20 protein-coding genes and 1 tRNA gene are annotated in these 19,071 nt (G+C 63.7%); 9 read left to right on the top strand and 12 right to left on the bottom strand.

Translation table 11 applies throughout. From position 1 onward, the window contains the following. Positions 1-235: 235 nt before the first annotated feature. Complete coding sequence (locus LB526_RS14215; RefSeq protein WP_224628108.1) at positions 236-2,041, top strand: ABC transporter ATP-binding protein; 1,806 nt, start codon at positions 236-238, stop codon at positions 2,039-2,041. Positions 2,042-2,348: 307 nt separating this feature from the next. Further along, entirely contained in the window at positions 2,349-3,506 is a 1,158-nt protein-coding gene (locus tag LB526_RS14210; protein WP_140840283.1) for a hypothetical protein, read from the top strand. A gap of 5 nt (positions 3,507-3,511) precedes the next feature. On the opposite strand, the gene LB526_RS14205 is transcribed toward LB526_RS14210, so the two are convergent. The 4 genes from LB526_RS14205 to LB526_RS14190 form a co-directional block, all read right to left on the bottom strand. After that, positions 3,512-4,000 (bottom strand): NUDIX hydrolase, encoded by a 489-nt coding sequence (locus LB526_RS14205; protein WP_095765133.1) that lies wholly within the window; start codon positions 3,998-4,000, stop codon positions 3,512-3,514. 198 nt (positions 4,001-4,198) lie between these two features. Continuing rightward, positions 4,199-4,699, bottom strand: coding sequence for a xanthine phosphoribosyltransferase (gene gpt / locus LB526_RS14200; RefSeq protein WP_095765134.1), 501 nt, complete (start codon positions 4,697-4,699; stop codon positions 4,199-4,201). Positions 4,700-4,962: 263 nt separating this feature from the next. Continuing rightward, a complete protein-coding gene (locus tag LB526_RS14195; RefSeq protein WP_224525470.1) occupies positions 4,963-5,796 on the bottom strand; it encodes a universal stress protein in 834 nt (277 codons plus the stop codon). A gap of 80 nt (positions 5,797-5,876) precedes the next feature. Then, positions 5,877-6,617 carry a competence/damage-inducible protein A gene (locus tag LB526_RS14190; RefSeq protein WP_224628106.1) on the bottom strand — a complete coding sequence of 247 codons (741 nt, stop codon included), beginning with the start codon at positions 6,615-6,617 and terminating at the stop codon, positions 5,877-5,879. Positions 6,618-6,695: 78 nt separating this feature from the next. Between LB526_RS14190 and LB526_RS14185 the strand changes: the two genes are divergently transcribed. Next, a complete protein-coding gene (locus LB526_RS14185) occupies positions 6,696-7,715 on the top strand; it encodes an alpha/beta fold hydrolase (protein ID WP_224628104.1) in 1,020 nt (339 codons plus the stop codon). 178 nt (positions 7,716-7,893) lie between these two features. Beyond that, positions 7,894-8,166: a hypothetical protein gene (locus LB526_RS14180; RefSeq protein WP_224525477.1), complete on the top strand. Its 273-nt coding sequence runs from the start codon at positions 7,894-7,896 to the stop codon at positions 8,164-8,166. Positions 8,167-8,236: 70 nt separating this feature from the next. Here the strand turns inward: LB526_RS14180 and LB526_RS14175 are convergent, their stop codons facing one another. The 3 genes from LB526_RS14175 to LB526_RS14165 all read right to left on the bottom strand — a co-directional run bounded on the left by LB526_RS14175 (position 8,237) and on the right by LB526_RS14165 (position 10,049). Beyond that, on the bottom strand, positions 8,237-8,476 hold the full coding sequence (locus tag LB526_RS14175) for a DUF2188 domain-containing protein (protein WP_095765137.1): 240 nt from the start codon (positions 8,474-8,476) through the stop codon (positions 8,237-8,239). A gap of 25 nt (positions 8,477-8,501) precedes the next feature. After that, entirely contained in the window at positions 8,502-8,780 is a 279-nt protein-coding gene (locus LB526_RS14170; protein ID WP_095765138.1) for a DUF982 domain-containing protein, read from the bottom strand. Between the two features lie 165 nt (positions 8,781-8,945). Continuing rightward, positions 8,946-10,049 (bottom strand): NADH:flavin oxidoreductase/NADH oxidase, encoded by a 1,104-nt coding sequence (locus LB526_RS14165; RefSeq protein ID WP_224628102.1) that lies wholly within the window; start codon positions 10,047-10,049, stop codon positions 8,946-8,948. Between the two features lie 189 nt (positions 10,050-10,238). On the opposite strand from LB526_RS14165, the gene LB526_RS14160 reads away from it, so the two are divergent. Beyond that, a complete protein-coding gene (locus LB526_RS14160; RefSeq protein WP_095765140.1) occupies positions 10,239-10,817 on the top strand; it encodes an NUDIX domain-containing protein in 579 nt (192 codons plus the stop codon). 81 nt (positions 10,818-10,898) lie between these two features. Here the strand turns inward: LB526_RS14160 and LB526_RS14155 are convergent. Continuing rightward, positions 10,899-10,984: transfer RNA gene (locus LB526_RS14155), tRNA-Leu, on the bottom strand. Positions 10,985-11,149: 165 nt separating this feature from the next. On the opposite strand from LB526_RS14155, the gene LB526_RS14150 reads away from it, so the two are divergent. Then, the gene (locus tag LB526_RS14150) at positions 11,150-11,401 is read left to right on the top strand and encodes a hypothetical protein (RefSeq protein WP_224525483.1); all 252 of its coding nucleotides are present in this window, start codon (positions 11,150-11,152) and stop codon (positions 11,399-11,401) included. Between the two features lie 230 nt (positions 11,402-11,631). On the opposite strand, the gene LB526_RS14145 is transcribed toward LB526_RS14150, so the two are convergent. Further along, positions 11,632-12,288, bottom strand: coding sequence for an outer membrane protein (locus LB526_RS14145; protein WP_224628101.1), 657 nt, complete (start codon positions 12,286-12,288; stop codon positions 11,632-11,634). Between the two features lie 160 nt (positions 12,289-12,448). Here LB526_RS14145 and ade point away from each other — a divergent pair, with 160 nt between their 5' ends. Then, positions 12,449-14,266: an adenine deaminase gene (gene ade, locus LB526_RS14140; RefSeq protein ID WP_224628100.1), complete on the top strand. Its 1,818-nt coding sequence runs from the start codon at positions 12,449-12,451 to the stop codon at positions 14,264-14,266. Positions 14,267-14,273: 7 nt separating this feature from the next. Here ade and LB526_RS14135 read toward each other — a convergent pair whose 3' ends face one another. Further along, entirely contained in the window at positions 14,274-15,422 is a 1,149-nt protein-coding gene (locus tag LB526_RS14135; RefSeq protein WP_224628099.1) for an alpha/beta hydrolase, read from the bottom strand. A gap of 117 nt (positions 15,423-15,539) precedes the next feature. Continuing rightward, a complete protein-coding gene (locus tag LB526_RS14130; protein WP_140840540.1) occupies positions 15,540-16,616 on the bottom strand; it encodes an alpha/beta hydrolase in 1,077 nt (358 codons plus the stop codon). Positions 16,617-16,847: 231 nt separating this feature from the next. Here LB526_RS14130 and ilvA point away from each other — a divergent pair, with 231 nt between their 5' ends. Together ilvA and LB526_RS14120 are read left to right on the top strand one after the other, a co-directional pair. Further along, positions 16,848-18,104: a threonine ammonia-lyase IlvA gene (ilvA, locus tag LB526_RS14125; protein ID WP_224628098.1), complete on the top strand. Its 1,257-nt coding sequence runs from the start codon at positions 16,848-16,850 to the stop codon at positions 18,102-18,104. After that, complete coding sequence (locus LB526_RS14120) at positions 18,101-18,652, top strand: DUF1697 domain-containing protein (protein ID WP_224543786.1); 552 nt, start codon at positions 18,101-18,103, stop codon at positions 18,650-18,652. Before ilvA ends, LB526_RS14120 begins: the two co-directional genes overlap by 4 nt. 34 nt (positions 18,653-18,686) lie before the next feature. Here LB526_RS14120 and LB526_RS14115 read toward each other — a convergent pair whose 3' ends face one another. Next, positions 18,687-18,974 (bottom strand): DUF2218 domain-containing protein, encoded by a 288-nt coding sequence (locus LB526_RS14115; RefSeq protein ID WP_224628097.1) that lies wholly within the window; start codon positions 18,972-18,974, stop codon positions 18,687-18,689. Positions 18,975-19,071 lie beyond the last annotated feature (97 nt).

Here is a 19,071-nt window from a genome sequence, read left to right as displayed (position 1 = left end):
ATGGCAGGATTTGACATCGTTATGCGAGGCCGCGAGGCCTAGGTCGGCGCCGGCGCTCCGAGGGTTTCTCGGAGAGCCAGACGCGGACCAGGCATCTGCCGCTGCCGGTCGCCGCCTCAGCGCAGGCGGCCTACCATACTGAACCTCCCGCTTTCAGGGACGCCGCAGGGCGCGGACGCGGGTTTTCCAATTCGATTTTTACCGGGACCGGGCTCGTTTGCGCCCGTATGAAATCATGGCTCGTTTCAAGATCGACCTGCGCGCAAGCGCCTTTCGCAGCGTGCTTGGCTTTACGTTCAGCCACTGGCGCGGCCAGCCATGGCGGCTTTCGCTCATCATGGGCGCCTTCCTGCTCTCGACGCTCGCCGACGTGCTGACACCCTTCTATTCCGGCCGCTTGGTCGATGCCGTCGCCAGCGGCGCCGGAACTGACGCAGTCGCCTGGAATGCGGCGATGACGGCGTTCTCGACCTTGATCGCGCTGGCGCTGGCTGGTGTCGTGCTGCGCAATGTCGCCTTCCTGTGTATCGTCGAGTTGACGCTGAAGATGATGTCGGACATCGCGGCCGACGCCTTCCATCGGGTGCAGCGCTTCTCGACGGACTGGCACGCCAACAGCTTTGCCGGATCGACGGTGCGCAAGATAACGCGCGGCATGTGGGCGCTGGACCTGCTCAACGACACGATCCTGATCGCGCTGTTGCCGTCGGTCGTCATGCTCGTCGGCTCCACGCTGCTGCTCGGCTGGTTCTGGCCGTTGATGGGGGCCGTGGTGGCCGCCGGTTCGGTGCTGTTCATCGCTGTCACGGCGATACTGTCGCTCGGCTATGTCGCGCCTGCCGCACGGCTCGCCAACAGCTGGGATACGCGGCTGGGCGGCTCGCTGGCAGACGCGGTGAGCTGCAACGCCGTCGTCAAGGGCTTCGGCGCGGAGGCTCGCGAGGAAGCGCGGCTGGCGCGCGTCGTCGCCAAATGGCGCCTGCGCACCGGCCGCACCTGGATGCGCGGCACTGCCAACGGCACCACACAAGGGGTGCTGCTGCTGGTGATGCGGGCGGCGGTCATCGGTCTTGCCCTCATGTTGTGGGCCTGGGGTCAGGCGAGCGCCGGCGACGTCGCCTTCGTGCTAACCTCGTTCTTCGTGCTGCAGGGCTATCTGCGCGACATCGGCACGCATATCCGCAACCTGCAGCGCTCGATCAACGACATGGAGGAACTGGTCGACTTCCAGTCCGAGCCGCTCGGCATCGAGGATCGGCCCGGCGCTCGCCCGATCCGGATCGGCGACGGGCACATCGCCTTCGACAAGGTGACGTTCCACTACGGTACCCACCTTCTGCCGCTCTACCGCGATTTCTCGGTCGATATCGCGGCCGGCGAGCGCATCGGGCTGGTCGGGCATTCGGGCTCGGGCAAAACGACCTTCGTCAAGCTGATCCAGCGGCTTTATGATGTGAGTGCCGGGCGGATCCTGATCGATGGGCAGGACATCTCGCAGGTCGAGCAGGCTTCGTTGCGCAGCCAGATCGCCATCGTTCAGCAGGAGCCGATCCTGTTCCACCGGTCGCTCGCCGAAAACATCGCCTATGCCAGGCCCGGCGCCAGCCAGGCCGAGATTGAGCATGCGGCCAAACTCGCGAGCGCGCATGATTTCATCACCAGCCTGCCCAAGGGCTATGGAACCCTGGTCGGCGAGCGTGGCGTGAAGTTGTCGGGCGGCGAGCGTCAACGTGTGGCGATCGCCCGCGCCTTCCTGGCCGACGCGCGCATTCTGATCCTGGACGAGGCGACATCGAGCCTTGATTCGGAATCGGAAGTGCTGATTCAGAAGGCGATGGAGCGATTGATGGTCGGGCGCACGACCCTGGTGATCGCGCACCGGCTCTCGACGGTGCGCGCGCTCGACCGGCTGCTGGTCTTCGATCGCGGGCGTATTGCCGAGGAAGGTTCGCATGACGAACTGATCCGGCTGAACGGCGGCATCTACCGGCGGCTGTTCGAGCGTCAGGCGCTCGAGCTGACCAAGGGCCTCGTCGCCTGAGGAAAGGACGGCGCCCGGCCTCCGCCGGGCGCCATCAGCCGCAATACGGTTGCAACCGCTCTCCCGTCATGCGGTTAAAGGGGTTCAATATGTTTTTCAAATTACTATATATATATTTAAATTTTAGGAAATTCTATTTTAGTTTTTAGCTATTCATGTACATTCAAACAATGATTTTAATGTATTTACAGAAAATCAGATATGGCAGAAGAAAGGCCTATAGGATTTTTTTTGCAGGAAGCCGACCAGGCGGAGATTTCCTTTGAGAAGCACGACCGCCTTTAGCGCTTTCGTATAGGTAATCACGATGAATCTTGTTTCCGCGAGTCCGGGACAGGTGGTTGCGCCACTGGAATCCCAGCATGGCTCGGTTCGGCCTTTAACCGCCGAGGATCTCGAGCAGGTCGCCGCGCTGTTCCTGATGAAGTTTCGCCATCGTCGCCGCCAACGCGATCGAGCGATCGCGCAGACGGCGGACTATATGAGGGGGCTTTACCTGGACGGGGATGAGAGCAAGGCGCTTGTCCAGATCAACCCGCAGGGCCGCTTGGGTGGCTTCATGGGCGTTCTGAAAGCCCGCTATGAACTCAATGGAAGGGCATTGAGCGCGGCCATCATCGGTCCCTTCATGACCGACTCCAGCATCGATCACGGTTGGGCCGGCCCGCAATTGCTGCGTGCCCTGCATCAGGGTGAATTCGACCTGTACCTGACCGATTCCGCCAACCGGACATCCTTGGCGTTCGCGCGCCCGATGAAGTATCAGCTGCTGCCGGTGCATTGCCTGGAGTGGACCTGTATTTTCCGGCCGGGCGCCATGGCCGCCGCCGTGCTGCGCCGTAAATGGCCCGGGCTGCCTCGCCTGGCGCTCGATCCTTGCGCGAGAGCGTTCGACGCTCTTGCAAGAAGAAGGTTCGAGCCATCGGCCCAGCATTCGTCATCCCAACGGATCCACCGGGAGCCGATCGATGCGGCCCAATTTGCGGAGCGACTGTCTGCCCTCATGACCGATTACTCCCTTCGGCCGAGTTGGAGGGGCGAGGAGTTGCCGCGGCTGCTCGCGCTGGCGGCCGAGAAGCGGGCCGACGGGCCACTTCATTTCGGCGGGACTTACGACGAAACGGGCAGGATGCTGGGCTGCTACGCCTTCTACGGCCAGGCCGGCGGCATCGCGAACCTATTGCAAATCCAGGCATCCGGATCCCATTGGGGAGCGACGCTGGACGGTCTCATCGCGGCTGCGCGGGAGATGGGCTGCGTCGGCATTGCCGGGCAGACGCAGAACCGGTTCATGCCGCAACTCTTCGGCCACAAGGACGTCTTCTTCCGCTATGCCGGGGGCACGATGGTCCGCTCGCGCATCGCCGAGGTCATCGAAGCGGTCCGCTCCGGCGACATTTTCATCGGCGGGTTGATGGGCGATCGTTGGACCCGGCTCAGTTCCGACGATTTTGGCCTTGCCTGAGCGGGTCAGGCGAACTTGCGCGGCGCGGCGCAGAAGCCGGCAATGATCTGGCAGAGGTCGGGTTCGTTGACCATCCGGATGGCTTCGTTCGGGCCAACCCATTTGCGCGTTCGCGCGCGCTTCTCTTTCCAGCGATCCGCGACGCGGTCGACATGCAGCGGAAAGACCAGTACCTCGCAAGGCACTTCCTCGCCGGAGGCGAGGACTTTGGCGTAGAAATAGCGGCCGGCTTCAACATGCGATATGGAGCCGCGCAGTCCGGCTTCCTCGCCTGCTTCGCGAGCGGCGGCTTCGCAAAGCGGTTCCCTGGCCTCGGGCCAACCCTTGGGCAGCACCCAGCGACCGGTGTCGCGGCTGGTGATAAGCATGATCTCGACGCCGTTCTCACTCTCGCGCCAAGGCAAGGCGGCAACCTGCAGGCGACAAGGCGCAACGCCGAAGAGCCGCCGGACTCTTTCGGCCATCTGGTTGTGCGTCCTCGGCCTCGTCAACATGGTAAGAAGCTGCCCCAGCCTCCAGAATCGTTTGCCACCTTACGAATCTTACGGCGAATTATGAGCTTTAAAAGTAAAAAACTTCACTCCGTCGGAAAATCTCACCAGAAAAAGTCAATCCTGCAAAGTAGTCGTGCTCCTTGGCACGACTACACGACCCAAGTTTAAGGCAGATTCTCTGGAAAACAAAATGGCCGTTCAGCCGGCGTGATCGTCCGCGATCGGCTTCTGGTAAGTGAAGCCCATGTCCCACGGGAAGTAGATCCAGGTGTCCTGACTGACCTCAGTGACGAACGTGTCGACCAGCGGACGGCCCTTCGGCTTGGCATAGACCGTCGCGAAATGCGCCTTCGGCATCATCGCGCGCACTATGCCGGCCGTCTTGCCGGTATCGGTCAGGTCGTCGATGATCAGCACGCCGGCTCCGTCATCGGCGAGCAGCGGAGGCGAAATCTCCTTCAGGACCTGCAGCTGACCCTGGCTGGTGTAGTCATGATAGGAGGCCACGCACACCGTCTCGATGACGCGGATGCCGAGCTCGCGCGCGATGATGGCGGCGGGGACCAGGCCGCCGCGCGTGATGCAGACGATCGCCTTCCATTGCCCCTTGTTGGCGCCGGACAGCCGCCAGGAAAGCGCGCGGGCGTCGCGGTGGAACTGGTCCCAGGAGACGGGAAAGGCTTTTTCGGGAAGGGACATGTTCGCGCACTCCGCAAGCGCGCGCCATCAGCGCGCAGAAACAATGGAATGCAGGCGGAATTAGCTGGAAAGCCTTGCTCTTGGCAAGGGACAGCGGATGGACGTCCTCGGATGATGTTTGACCACGGCAGGTGGGACGGCCCTCGACCTGAATTTCCGACGATCTTCCGCGGGAGACCGGTGGACCTCCGTTTCGAGAGCGCGACTGAGATATCATCGCGGACGGAGAACCGTGTCACGCTTTTCCCGGAGTTGCTCCGGCGTCACCGCGACAGGAAAGCGGCTACATTCGTGCTGCGCAGTACCGTGCGGGTAACGCCGCCGAACAGGAGCTGGCGCAGCCAGGAGTGGCTGTAGGCGCCGAGCACGAGCAGGTCGGTGCCGGATTCGGCCATCCTCGACTGGATGATATCGTCGATTGCCGAGCCATCCGACTTCTGCACCGAGACGCTGACATTGGCGCCGTGGCGCGACAGGGCGGCCGCGATCTCGGCGCCGGCCGCCTCGGGGGATTCGTCCAGGCTCTCGGGCGGATCGATGACGAGAATGTCGGTCTTGTCGGCCTCGGCAATGAAGGGCAGGGCGTCGAAGGCCGCGCGGGCCGCTTCCTTGCTGCCGTTCCAGGCCAGCAACACACGCCTGAAGGTTGTCACCAGCGGGCCGTCATGCGGCACGACCAGCACCGGCCGGCCGGCATCGTAGACCAGCGTGTCGACATCGGCGCTCGGATCGCCGCCGGTGTCACGCTGCGCGGCGATGATCAGATCGGCGGCGCGCACGCTCGATATGCCGGTCAGCGCGCTGTCGCCGGAAAAGCTCTCCAGGCTTCGCCATTCGAAGGAGAGGCCGGATTCCTCGATCCGCTTGAGGAAATAGGCCTGCAATTTGTCGGCGCGCTCCTTGTTCATCTCGGCCGAGACCTGCAGGAATTCGGTGTCGGGAAAGCCCGTGGCCGATGTGTAGGGCACGGGAAGCGCCTCGGCATGGATGCCGACGAGATGGCTCTCGAATCTTTCGGCAAGCGGAAGGGCGCAATCGAGCACGCGCTCGGCGTCCTGTTCGTTCTGCAAAATGGCCACGATCGTCTTGAAGCGCATGGCTGGTCCCTCAATTGTTTACCCCGCGCATCCGCGCGGCAAGGGAACGCCTCAGCGCATTGACTGGTTCCAGCCGCGGATCAGCCTGCCTCGGCCAAGCCCGCCACCATCGCCTCGACGTCCTTGCGCGCGGCCTCGAGCGCTTCCTCGCTGCGGGCGCGGACGACGAGCTCGGTCCAGAACTTGCCGTCGCCATATTTGGGATAGGAGCCGATGATGGTGCCTGGATGCGCCTTCTGGATCTCGGCCAGCGGCCCGCCGATCAGGCCCTCGCCGAAGGGGCAGTGCACCGTGGCCGACAACATTTTGGTGCCTGCCTTGAGCGTCGGCACCACATTGTCGAGCATGGCCTGGAAGATCGACGGCACGCCGGCCATGACATGGACGTTGCCGATGCGGAAGCCCGGCGCGACCGAGACGGGATTGTCGATATGGTCGGCGCCACGCGGCATGCGCGCCATGCGCTTGCGCGCTTCGGTGAACTCGATGCCGCGCCCGGCGTAGCTTGCTTCGAGCAGCGCATAGGCCTTGGCGTCGTATTCGCAAGGCACGCCAAAGGCCTTGGCGATGGAGTCGGCGGTGATGTCGTCATGCGTGGGGCCGATGCCGCCGGTGGTAAAGACGTAGGTATAGCGGGCACGCAGGGCATTCACCGCCGCAACGATCTCGTCCTCCTCATCGGGGACGATGCGCACTTCTTTCAGGTCGATGCCGATCGCCGTCATGATATCGGCGAGATGGCCGATGTTCTTGTCCTTGGTGCGGCCGGAGAGGATTTCGTCGCCGATGACGAGCATGGCGGCGGTGACGATTTCAGGCATGGCGGGCTCCGGCAGCAAAGGTCGCCTGAGATAACGCGGCCCGCGGCCGGCCGCAATGCGAAAGCCGGATCAGTGCTTGTGGCGGCGGCCGTTGCGGATATGGTGCGGTCGGTCGGCTGGGGTGAAAACATGCTGATGTCGTTTGTCCTGTGGTTGCTCGTCGGCTTACTCATCGCGGCGGCGCTTGCCGTGCTGGCCGTGACAGTTGCGACCTGGCGGATTGCGGCAAAGGCCGAAAGACTGGTGCCGGCTTGCGGCAAATTCGTCGAGATCGACGGCAACCGCATCCACTATGTGGAAGAGGGCGACGGCAGGCCGATCGTCTTTGTGCACGGGCTGGGCGCTCAACTCCACCACTTCCGCCAGACGCTGTTCGGCCGCTTCGGTCCTGGCTACCGGCTGATCGCCCTCGACCGGCCGGGGTCGGGCTATTCAGTTCGGGCAACCGGGGCCACCGGCCGGCTGCCCGAGCAGGCTGACATCGTGCGGCGCTTCATCGAGGAATTGCGCCTGGAGCGGCCTTTGGTCGTCGGCCATTCGCTCGGCGGGGCCATCGCGCTTGCGCTGGCGACCGGCCATCCGACAGCGATTTCCGGCATCGCGCTGCTCTCGCCGCTGACGCATCAGGAAGCGAGGGGGCGTCAGGGATTTGACCTGCTCTATGTTCCGTCACGGCTGCTGCGCCGTGTCCTGGCCTATACGGTGGCGATACCGCTCAGCCTCCGTTACGCGCAGCCGACGCTGCAGTTCATTTTCGCGCCGCAAGCGGTTCCGGCAGACTACATGATCGGCGGCGGCGGATGGCTGGGGCTGCGTCCGTCCCACTATTTCGCCACGTCCACCGATGTCGTGGCCGTGGAACGGGATCTTGGCGAAATCGAACGGTCTTACCGCGAAATTGCGATGCCGGCAGGCATTCTGTTCGGCACCGGCGACCAGGTGATCGGCGAGGCGGTCCATGGCCAACCGATGCTGGACAAGATCGACGGCCTCGACTTTGAGCGGATCGAAGGCCTGGGCCGCATGCCGCAATTTACGGACCCTGAACGGGTCGTCGCCTTCGTCCGGCGTATCGCCGCGCGCGCTTTCGCGCATTGACCGCAATTGACCTTGGCGGGGGGCTCGCGGCTCTTCACGCGGCGTCACGCAAATGTGTCGGACATTCTGTCCTACCCGGAATTTCCAGGGGAACCTTCGCACCCAACCCAGGGTTTCGTTGGTGTCGCCAGGGCCTTGGCGCCCGTTTTTTTTGGCGATCAAGAGAATGGAGAATCCAATGATTACAAGACTCATTGCAGCTTCGGCGCTGGTGCTGGCCATGGGTGGCGCAGCCATGGCGCAGTCATCCGATGACTGGTGGTGGTGGCACCGCGATCATCGTCCCGACACGAGGCAGCAGGTAGATCCCTATACCACAGGCAGCATCAATGGCGGCTCCGGGCTGACCACCTACGGGAATACCGGTGGCATGGGGCCGTGCGCCCACAACACACCCGGTCCGGATGCCAACTCGCAACAGAACGTCAACGATAACTACTGCGGTAAGTAGTGCCGCATAGCCACCAGCGGCCGGTGCGAGGCCTTCCGGCTTCGCCGGTCGCGGGGGGGTTCCAACTCGCTTAGTCGGAGACTTCGGTTTGCGGGCGGTCGCGGCCGTCGGCGAGTTCGTCGTGCCACGTGCCTTCGGCGTCCTCATATTGGATGCCGTCGGTGGTACCGGCAACCTGCTGTTCGGACGAGGCGATCTCGGCGGCGCGCAGCGCCTCCTGGTGCGTGCGGAAAGTCTCGGAAAATGTCGAGCCGACCTTGTAGGCCCAGCCGCCATCATGCTCGACGATCTTGTAAGTCAGCTTCGCCATGGAATCCTCCGGTTAAGAAGCGTGCTCAGTGCAGCTTTCCGTCGGGCAGCCTGTCTTCGGGAACCAGAACTTCCGATTCCCTGGCTGCCTCGACAAGGGCGCGACGCGCGTCCGCTGTCGAACGATAACCTTCCAGCGCTTTGAGGCAAGTGTCGAGAGCATAACGATGGCGATCGCCGCGATTGAGCGGCCAAACGGTCATCAGGCACTCGGCGGCCTCGCGGGTGCTGCTTATCTGGCGGTATTTGCCGACATGGCCGAGCTCGACCACCACCGGCTTTTCAAAGGGTTTGTTGTCCATCATGGCCGCCAACGTAAAGCGGCCAAATTGGTTGCAGTTGTGGCGAGGATCCTGCGCCCAAACGTCTCAGGACCCGGCCGATTTCCGGTTTTGTTTTGACGCAATTCGGACGGAAAGCCACGGCGAAGCCGCCGAGGCTGACCGTGTCACACTTTCCCTGGAATTGCTTTAGCCGGCGGCCTTCATCCAATGCCGCATCGTCGTCACCGAACGTGCCAGCTGCGGCGCGGGATGGATTTCCTCACCGAAGGCGGCGGCCGCGCGCCAGCCCCAGCGCGGGTCGGCGAGGAATGCGCGCGCCAGCGCCACCATGTCGGCACGGCCGTCGGCGACGATCGCCTCGGCCTGGCTCGGATCGTCGATCAGCCCCACGGCGCGCGTCGGAATGCCGGCGCCGTTGCGTACGGCCTCCGCCAGATGCACCTGGTAGCCGGGACCGGGCGGCACCTGCTGCAGGGGCGAATTGCCGCCGCTGGAGCAGCAGATATAGGCGATGCCCTCGGCCTTCAGCGCCTTGGCCACCTCGATTGCGTCCTCGATGTCGAAACCGCCTTCGACCCATTCCTTAACCGAAAGGCGCGCCCCCAGCATCATGGACGGGACGGCCTTTCTCACCGCCCTGGCGATTTCGAGAGCGAAGCGCATGCGGTTTTCCAGCGACCCGCCCCAACGGTCGGTACGCTGGTTGGAGAGCGGCGAGAGGAACTGGAAGATCAGATAGCCATGCGCGGCGTGCAGTTCGGCAAAGTCGAAGCCGGCCCGTTCGGCGCGCACGGCCGATTGCGCAAAACGTGCAATGAGCTCCAGGATCTCGTCCTCCTCCAACGCATGCGGCAGGTTCCAGCCCGTGTCGTACGCGATGGCCGAGGCAGAAACCGTCTGCCAGGGATCTTCGCCCGGCTGCAGCGGACCGCCGCCTTCCCAGGGTTTGCGGTTGGAGGCCTTGCGGCCGGCATGGGCAAGCTGGACACCGAATTTCGTGGCGGGCGCGGCGACGCGTCTGGCGGCGTCGAGCGTACGCTTCGCGGCCGCCTCGTTGTCGTCCGAATAGAGGCCGAGGCAGCCATGCGAGATGCGCCCGCGTCGCTCGACATCGGTCATCTCGACGGTCACCATGCCGGCGCCCGACATTGCCAAGTTCATCCAGTGATGGAGATGCCAATCGCTGGCCGAGCCGTCCTCGGCCGAATACTGGCACATGGGGGCAACCGCGATGCGGTTGGGGAAGGTGAGGCCGCCGAGGGTGATCGGCTGGAAAAGCGATGACGTCATGTGAAACGGGCTCCTGGAGAGATACCGCTATCTAGGCAGTCGCGACGCGACGCGCCAGACACGAGCCGGTGAGACTCCCCCGCTGGACCAATCGGTTTCGAGGCCAGTCGGATACCAGGCCAGTCGGTTTCCTGGATTGTCTGCGACACCTTTCACCGCTACGCCTTTGCAACGAATACGGAGGTCGTCATGGAAGATCGCATTCGCATTCGTTCGCAGGAGGTCCTTTCGGACGACTGGGCGGTGCTGAAGAAGACGGTGCTCGACTATCGCCGCCGCGACGGGCGATGGGAGACGCAGACCCGCCAGACCTACGATCGCGGCGACGGCGCCGTGATCCTGCCCTTCGATCCGCAGCGCTCGACCGTCCTCCTGGTGCGTCAATTCCGCTTCCCGGCTTACGCCGTAGGCCACCACGAGCCGCTGATCGAGGCTTGCGCCGGCTTGCTCGACGAGAACGATCCCGAAACCGCCATCCGCAAGGAAGCGGAAGAGGAACTGGGTTATCACCTGAAGGATGTCGAGCGGCTGTTTTCGCCGTTCATGAGCCCGGGCAGCGTGACGGAGCGGCTCTGGTTCTTCACCGCGCGCTATTCGCCGGCCGACCGTATTTCCGACGGCGGCGGCGCGCCGGAGGAGGGCGAGGACATCGAGGTTCTGGAAATGCCCTTGGACGAGGCGCTGGCCGGCATCGCCGACGGCCGCATCGTCGACGCCAAGACGATCATCCTGATCCAGCATTTGAAGCTCAACCCGATGAAAGGTTGAGCCGATTGCGGTTGGAGGTGGCCTGCCATCCGAAGCTCCTCCTTCGCCAAGGCTTCGGAGGACTCGTCGAAGAGCGAAGGGTGGTGCGGACGACGGGAATCGAACCCGTACGATCAGAGATCGAGGGATTTTAAGTCCCTTGCGTCTACCAATTCCGCCACGTCCGCAGGCGAGCCCTTTTCAGATGCCAGATATGAGCCGTCAAGCCATGTTTCGGATCGGCCGCGCTTTGTGCCGCCGTCCGGCCCGTTCTCAAGTGCAGATTTAATATTAGTGATATTTAAAATGCCAACTTCTCCGAACTGATCCCATTAGCCTTTATGTGCGAGTCTATGGCCGGCTTTGATGGTGGAACCATGCGTGGGCCAGGCTGGATCAGGGGACTGCGGGAGGAGGAGGCGCAGCAGCTGCGCAGGGAGATCGGTCGGCTCGAACGAGGGCTGATCGAGGCCGCCAATTCGAAGGCCAAATGGAACCTGCACGAGGTCGCCCACACGTTGCGCTGGCAAAAGGCCCGGCTGCGGCGGCTGGAGGAGTGTCTCGAGGCCATGCCTGAAGGAAAGAGGGCTTCGGACCGATCCTGACCGTTCAGCCAAGCATGTCCGCTAGGCGGGGCAGGGCGGTGGGAAAGTGGCGCGATCACGCTATTACGGCCTGCCTTGGGAACGCTAATGTTTGCGCCGTGGCGGATTGATCCGCCGAGGCCGGCGTCTATCAGGCCCCTACCCATTCCCCCGCCCCCTGCGGGCGCCGGCCACCTGAATTTTCAAGAGATGCGGAAGCGGGTGTTGCGCATTTCGCGGCACCGCAAGCCTCAGAATTTGTAGCTGAAATTCACCCCCAGCGTCTGCAGCTTCACGTCCTGGTCGCGGTCGGCGAACGTGTCCGGCGCATCGAAATGCTCCTTGCCGAAATCGTAGTAGCGGTATTGTGCGCCGACGACGACATTGTTGGTCAAGGCATAGTCGACGCCGGCGCCGAGCGTCCAGCCGGTGCTGGTGCGGGTTTGGGCAAAGGCCGTGCCTGCTGCCTGCGAGGTCTCGATGCCGGCGAAAGCGACGCCGCCGATGCCGTAGATCAGCACGCGATCCATGGCGTAGCCGGCCTTGGCATCGATCGATCCGAACCATTTGATGTCGGTGCCGAATGTGTTTGCCGGGCCGGCCTCGGCGGTGCCGTCGATCGAGGCGTAGTTCAGATCGGCTTCGGCGCCGATCACAGCCTGGTCGAACTGCCAGAGCCCCGCGACATGGCCGCCGACGAAACCGCCATCGATATCGGGCTTCACCGAACCGCCCTCGACGCTGATGTCGGACCGGCCCCAGCCATAGCCGGCCTGCAGGCCGGCGTAATAGCCGGTCCAGTCGAAGCCGGCCGCGGTCATCGGCAGATCGCCACCCAGATCCGCCGCCCCGGCGGATCCGGACAGCAGGACAAGAAACCCGGCACTGGCAAGCGTCAGTCGACGCATCGATCGCTCCGAAATGGCGGTTTCGAACGACTCCTCGAAGCAGACTAGCCCCATTCGCCGCGAAACGGAATTGCATCTCTGCAACAGTGGTGTACGACCTGGCGCTCTGGCTCCGGACGCCGACATTTGCCAAAGTGACCTACGCAGAGGACTCAAGCCCATGACGAACGCCAAGCCGACCAGCGCTGCAAAGCCAAAGCCGTGGACGGAAGTGGCGACACATCTGGTCGACGTCGCGATGGGCCGAAAGCCGGCCGATCTGGTCATCCGCAACGGTCGCTGGGTGAACGTCCATTCGGGCGAGATCATCCCCGGCACCGATATCGCGATCGCAGCCGGACGCTTCGCCTATTGCGGGCCGAACGCCAGCCATGCCATCGGGCAGGGGACGAAGGTCGTCGATGCCGGCGGGCGCTATCTGGTGCCCGGCCTTTGCGACGCGCATATGCATGTCGAAAGCGGCATGGTGACGGTGACGGAGTTCTGCCGCGCGGTCATCCCGCACGGCACGACCTCGATGTTCATCGATCCGCACGAGATCGCCAATGTGCTTGGACTGCCGGGCGTGCGCCTGATGCATGACGAGGCGGTCGCGATGCCGATCAACGTGCATGTGCAGATGCCGTCCTGCGTGCCGTCGGCGCCGGGGCTGGAGCATGCCGGCGCCGAATTGACGGTCGCCGACGTGGCCGAGGCCATGACCTGGGAAAATATCATCGGGCTTGGCGAGGTGATGAATTTCCCCGGCGTCGCTGCCAACGATCCGGTGATGTCGGGCGAGATCGCCGAGACGGTCAGGGCCGGCAAGACGGTGGGCGGGCATTATGCATCGCCCGATCTCGGCCTGCCCTTCCACGGCTATGTCGCCGGCGGAGCGGAGGACGACCATGAAGGCACGCGCGCGGAGGACGCGATCGCGCGGGTGCGCCAGGGCATGAAGGCAATGCTGAGGCTGGGATCGGCCTGGTACGACGTCGCAGCGCAGATCAAGGCGGTGACCGAAGGCGGCATCGACCCGCGCAACTTCATCCTGTGCACCGATGACAGCCATTCCGGCACGCTTGTGCATGAAGGCCATATGGATCGCGTGGTGCGGCATGCCATCAGCCAGGGGCTGAAGCCGGTGACGGCGATCCAGATGGCGACGCTCAACACGGCGCAGCATTTCAGGTTGGAGCGCGAGATCGGCTCCATCGCGCCCGGACGGCTGGCCGATCTGCTGATCGTTTCGGACCTTGCCCGGATGACCATAGATGAGGTCTATGGCCGCGGCCTCAGGCTGGCCAAGGCCGGCAAGCTCGAGATCCACATCCCCGCCTATGACTATCCGCAATCCGCGAAGAACACGGTCAAGCTCGGCAAGAAACTCGCGGCGAAGGATTTTGACATTTCCGCGCCGGCGGGCGCCAACGAGGTGCGGGCGCGGGTGATCGGCGTGATCGAGAACCAGGCGCCGACGCGGGCTCTGGAAGCCGATCTGGCGGTTGAGGACGGGTTGGTCGCCATGGATCGCCGCAACGACATCTGCCAGATCGCCCTGGTCGAGCGGCATCGCGGCACGGGCGGCGTCACCAACGCCTTCGTCTCCGGTTTCGGCTATGTGAAAGACTGCGCAATGGCGTCCAGCGTGGCGCATGACGCGCACCACATAATCGTCGTCGGCACCAACAAGGGGGATATGGCCTTGGCCGTGAACCGGCTGAGCGAGGTGGGCGGCGGCGTCGTGCTTTATTCCGAGGGCAAGGAACTGGCGCTGGTCGAGATGCCGATCGCCGGCCTGATGTCCGACGAACGCGCCGAGATCGTCGCGGCCAAGGCCGATCAACTGACCGAGGCGATGCGCAAGGTCGGCTGCTCGCTCAACAACGCCTATATGCAGCACTCGCTGCTGGCGCTCGTGGTCATTCCGGAGCTCAGGATCTCGGACGTCGGCCTGGTCGACGTGACGACGTTCCAGAAGGTCGATCTTTTTATCTGAGCGTCAGCTATCCGCCGGTAGCGATGGTCAAGACCCTGAACGGCGTGGTGATGACGACCTCGGCGACCGAGCCGACCGCCTTGCCGAGGCCTTGGCCGATATCGTTGAGCTGCGTCGGGTCGGGCTCGTCCGACGCAAGCCCGGCCGGTGTGCGCAGCCGGTTGCCCAGCAGTTGCACCAGGATCGGGTTGTCGGCGAATTTGGCATGGTTCAGGCCGTCGCCGCCCTTGGCGTGGGTCAGGTCGACGACCGTCACGCCGTAATCGGCGAGATCGGCGGCGTTGCCGTAGTCGCCGACGCGCGGCTTGTCGCCGGAAATGAAGCTCGACAGCTTCAGCGCACGGTCGTCGCCCGAAAGCAGGATGGCGAAGGGCTTGTCGGGCTTGCCGTAGCGGATCATCTGCTTCTTGAAGACATCGACGTCGATGTCGGGCGAGGCGAGAATGACGTAGCCGAGCTTGCCGCCGAGATCGCGATCGCCGGTGATGGCGAGCTGGCGCAGCGCCTCCATTGTCAGCCAAGTGCCCATCGAATGGGCGATGATGTCGATGCTCTTGACGCGTGTCTTGGCAAGCATCCGCAGCGTCGCCTCGAGATCGTCGCGCGCGGCGGTCGAACTGTCCTTGTCATAGATGTAGCCGGTCGCCTTGGCGCTCGATGCCCATGAGAACAGCACCGGCGTTCCGGGATATTTGGTGTCATGCGCTATCTGCGTGATGCGGTAGATGCCGTCGTCGAAACCGTTGTTGAAGCCGTGCACGAACACCAGGGCACGGTCGCCGCGCATGGAAATGTCGGCGCCGACCGCCTTGGCGAATTGCCGCGCGTCGCCATAGTGGACGACATCGGTGGCGGTGAACTGCTTGGCCGGATTGGAGTCTGCCGAGCCCTTGGCGCGCTCGATCGCGCCGACCTGGTGGATCTTCGGCACGGTGACGTCGACGCGGGCGTAGCTGGTGGTCAGCGAACGGTCGCCGTCGAAGACCTGGCGCGGATCCTTGGTCGCCTGCTGGCGGGTGGTGGCGACGAAGATCTCATGCGTGGCGGCGATGTCGGAGGCAGGCGCTGTAACTGTTTTGCGGTTGAGAAGATCATGCGTGGGACCGGCGCAGCCGGCGAGGGCGAGCGTGAAGGCAAGGCCGACAACGATCTTCACATGCGCAATCACCCGGGGTCCCCCAAGGGCGGCAACATCTCTTGCTACTGCGATAAAGCCAGAGAGCGGCCGGGTCCAGTTCAAAGTCCCTGCGGCGCGGAACCCGCACCGATACGGTTACTGCGCAGCCAGCTGACGGATGCGGTCCGTCACATCACGATCGCTGGCAAAGCCATCGTCCTCGCGCAGCCGCTGTCCGATCATCTGCACCATCATCGGATTGTCGGCGAATTTGGTGTGGTTGAAACTGTCGACGCCCTTGATCTTGGAGAGGTCGACCACCGTGACGCCATAGGAGGCGAGATCTGCGGCATCCCGATAGTCGCCGACGCGCGGCCGCGCGCCGGCGATCAGGCCGGAGAGCCGCAGCGCCCGGTCGTCGTCCGACAGGAGCAGGATGAAGGGCTTGTCGGGCTTGCCGTAGCGGCGCATCTGGCTCTTGAACACATCGACATCGATGTCGGGCGAGGCGAGCACAACGTCGCCGAGCTTGCCGCCGAGATCGCGGTCGCCGGTGATGGCAAGCTGGCGCAGCGTCTCCATCGTCACCCAGGTTCCCATCGAATGGGCGACAATGTCGATGCGCCGGGCGCCGGTCTGCGCCAGCATCCGCAACGTCACCTCCAGCTGGTCGCGGGCGGCGGCGGCGCTTTCCTTGTCATAGACATAGTCGGTGGTCTTGGCGCCGGAGGCCCAGGAAAACAGCACCGGCGTGCCCGGATAGCCGGAATCGTGGACGATCTGGGTCAGCCGGTAGACGGCGTCGTCGAAGCCGGTGTTGTAGCCGTGGACGAAAACCATGACGCGGCCGCCGCGGGCGTCGATGTCGGTGTTGAGGGCGCTGGCGAATTTCGGCTGCGTGTCGTAGCCGACGACTTCGGAGGCCATGAAATATTTCGTCGGGTCGTTCGACTTGCCGCGCGAACGGCGCTCGATCTGGCCGGTCTGGTGAATGGGGGGAACGGTGACGTTGACACGCGCATAGTTGAGGGTCGCCGAGCGTTCGCCGTCAAAAACCTTGTTCGGGTCGTCGGAGCGCTTGCGGGTCGTGGCGATGAAGATCGAGTGGTTGCCGGCGATCTCGGTCGCCGTCGTCGGCACGACGACGCTGCCCAGAATTTCCTGCGTCTGCTGGCCCGCGCAGCCTGCTATCAGCAGGGCAAAGGCGATGATCAGAATTGTCTTCAACCGCACGTCGACACTTTCACTGGCATTCCACTCCGGCCACGATTGGCCGTCCACCTCCGCGGAAATCTCCCGGACAGCCGAAGTGCGGCTAAAGTAAGTCGTGTCCAGCGGAAATTGGCTCAGCGTCGGGCGACGGCCATCGCACTGTTGCGCGAAAGCCAAAACGGCGGCAGGAAGATTGCAGGCGCGGGATATGGCTGCCCTGGCGTACCGCCGAGACCAAATGAGGGACTTCTATTGAACAGCTTCTCTTCTCGCGTCGCCGCTGCCGCCGAGGCGATCCGCGAAATCCTTCCGGAGACGCCGCTGCAGGAGAACGATTACCTGTCCAAGAAGACAGGCGCGCGCATCCTTTTGAAGCGTGAGGATCTGACGCCGGTGCGCTCCTACAAGATCAGGGGCGCGTTCAACTTCTTCCGCAAGGCGCTCGCCGCCGGCAACAATGCCGAGCTGTTCGTCTGCGCCTCGGCAGGCAATCACGCCCAGGGCTTTGCCTTCGTCTGCCGCCATTTCGGCAGACGAGGCGTTGTCTTCATGCCGGTGACGACGCCGCAGCAGAAGATCGACAAGACGCGGCTGTTCGGCGGCGATTTCGTCGAGATCAGGCTGGTCGGCGACTTCTTCGACGATTGCTACCGCGCCGCCTTCGAATTCACCGAAACCGCCGGCGCGCATATGGTGCCGCCCTTCGACCACAAGGACATTATCGAGGGCCAGGCGACGGTTGCCTACGAGATCGCGGCCCAGATGCCGGGCGGGCGCGTGCCCGACATCGTCATGCTGCCGGTGGGCGGCGGCGGCCTCGCCGCCGGTGTGGCCCACTATTTCGCCGACCAGCATCGCGATCCGCGTTTCGTGTTCTGCGAGCCGGCGGGCGCGCCGAGCCTGCGCGAGAGCCTTGCCGGCGGCAAGCGGGTCAAGCTCGCCAAGGTCGACAATTTTGTCGACGGTGCCGCGGTGGCCGAGATCGGACGCGAGCCGTTGCGCCATCTCAAGGACTTCACCGCCGATGCCGTGCGCCTGGTTCCGGAGAACCGGCTCTGCGCCACCATGATCGAGATGCTCAATGTCGAGGGCGTCGTGCTGGAGCCGGCCGGCGCGCTGGCGATCGACGCGCTCAAGGATTTTTCGCGCAAGGAGATCAGGGGCAAGACCATCGTCGCGGTCGTCTCCGGCGGCAATTTCGACTTCGAGCGGCTGCCGGACGTGAAGGAGAGGGCGCTGCGCTTCGAGGGGTTGAAGAAGTATTTCATCATCCGCTTCCCGCAACGGCCGGGCGCGCTGCGCGATTTCCTCGAAATGCTCGGTCCCGACGACGACATCGCCCGCTTCGAGTATCTGAAAAAGTCGGCGCGCAATTTCGGCTCGGTGCTGATCGGCATCGAGACCAAGGACCGGCGCAATTTCGACCTGCTGAAAGCCAATTTCGACGCCGAAGGCGTGCAATATCAGGATATCACCGACAACGAGACGCTGGCGGGGTTCATCATATGAAGGGCCCGGTTTTCGTTGCGCTATTTTCCGGCATCAATGTCGGCGGCAACCGCATCGTCAAGATGGCGGAGCTCAAAGCCTTTTTCGAAAGTCTCGGCTTCAGCGATGTCGCGACTTATGTGCAGAGCGGCAATGTCGTGTTCCGGGCGAAGAAGGGAGACGCGGCGGCGCTGACCAAGGAGATCGAGGCTGCCTTCGAGAAGAAGTGGGGTTTTCATTCGCGCATCATGGTGCGCGATGCCGGCTGGTTCGAGCGGCTGGTGAAGGACAATCCCTATCCCGAGGTGGCCGGCGAGCCGACCAAGCTGCACGCTTATGCGCTGGAACGGGAGCCGACCGCTGAGGAGACGAAGCGGCTCGCCGACAAATGCTCCGGCCCCGAGCGCTTCGAGATCAAGGGCGACGTGCTTTATCTTCATGCGCCGGACGGGCTCGGCAAATCGGTGTTCGCCAACCTCATCCCGCGTACCTTGAAGGTGCCGGGCACGGCGCGCAACTGGCGCAGCGTGCTGGCCCTGCTCGACATGGCCGGCAAGGCCGGCGGCTGACTGTCCGAGGCACTTTTCCCGGAATTGCTCCGGCTCAGGCGGCCTTTTGCCAATCGAAGCTTAGTTCCTCGCGGAAGGCGAAACGCTTGATATGGTCCGCGACCACGCTCTCCAGCCGCTCCAGCGACGCTTCGTCGTCGGCGGCCACAGCGATGTGCAGGGCCCGATCGTCGGCATCCATCACGGTGCGGCCGATCGAGAGCTGGATGGCGCCGTGCTGCGGGTCGAACTCGACCGGGAATTTATGCGACCAGTGCTTGCAGAGCTGCTGCAGGTAGCGGCTGGCATGTTCGGTGGTGACATCGGCGCGGCTGGTCAGCATGAAATTCTCCTGGCGGATGAAGAGACGCCAGCCTGGATGAGGCTGGCGCCAATCGCGGATAGATAGGCAGCGCCGGGCGAAACGCCAGCTGCCCACC

This window comes from Mesorhizobium sp. CA6 (assembly GCF_020165035.1).
Taxonomy (GTDB): Bacteria; Pseudomonadota; Alphaproteobacteria; order Rhizobiales; family Rhizobiaceae; genus Mesorhizobium.
Note: the sequence above shows the minus strand (reverse complement) of the source record. Positions and strands in the feature narration are given on the sequence as shown.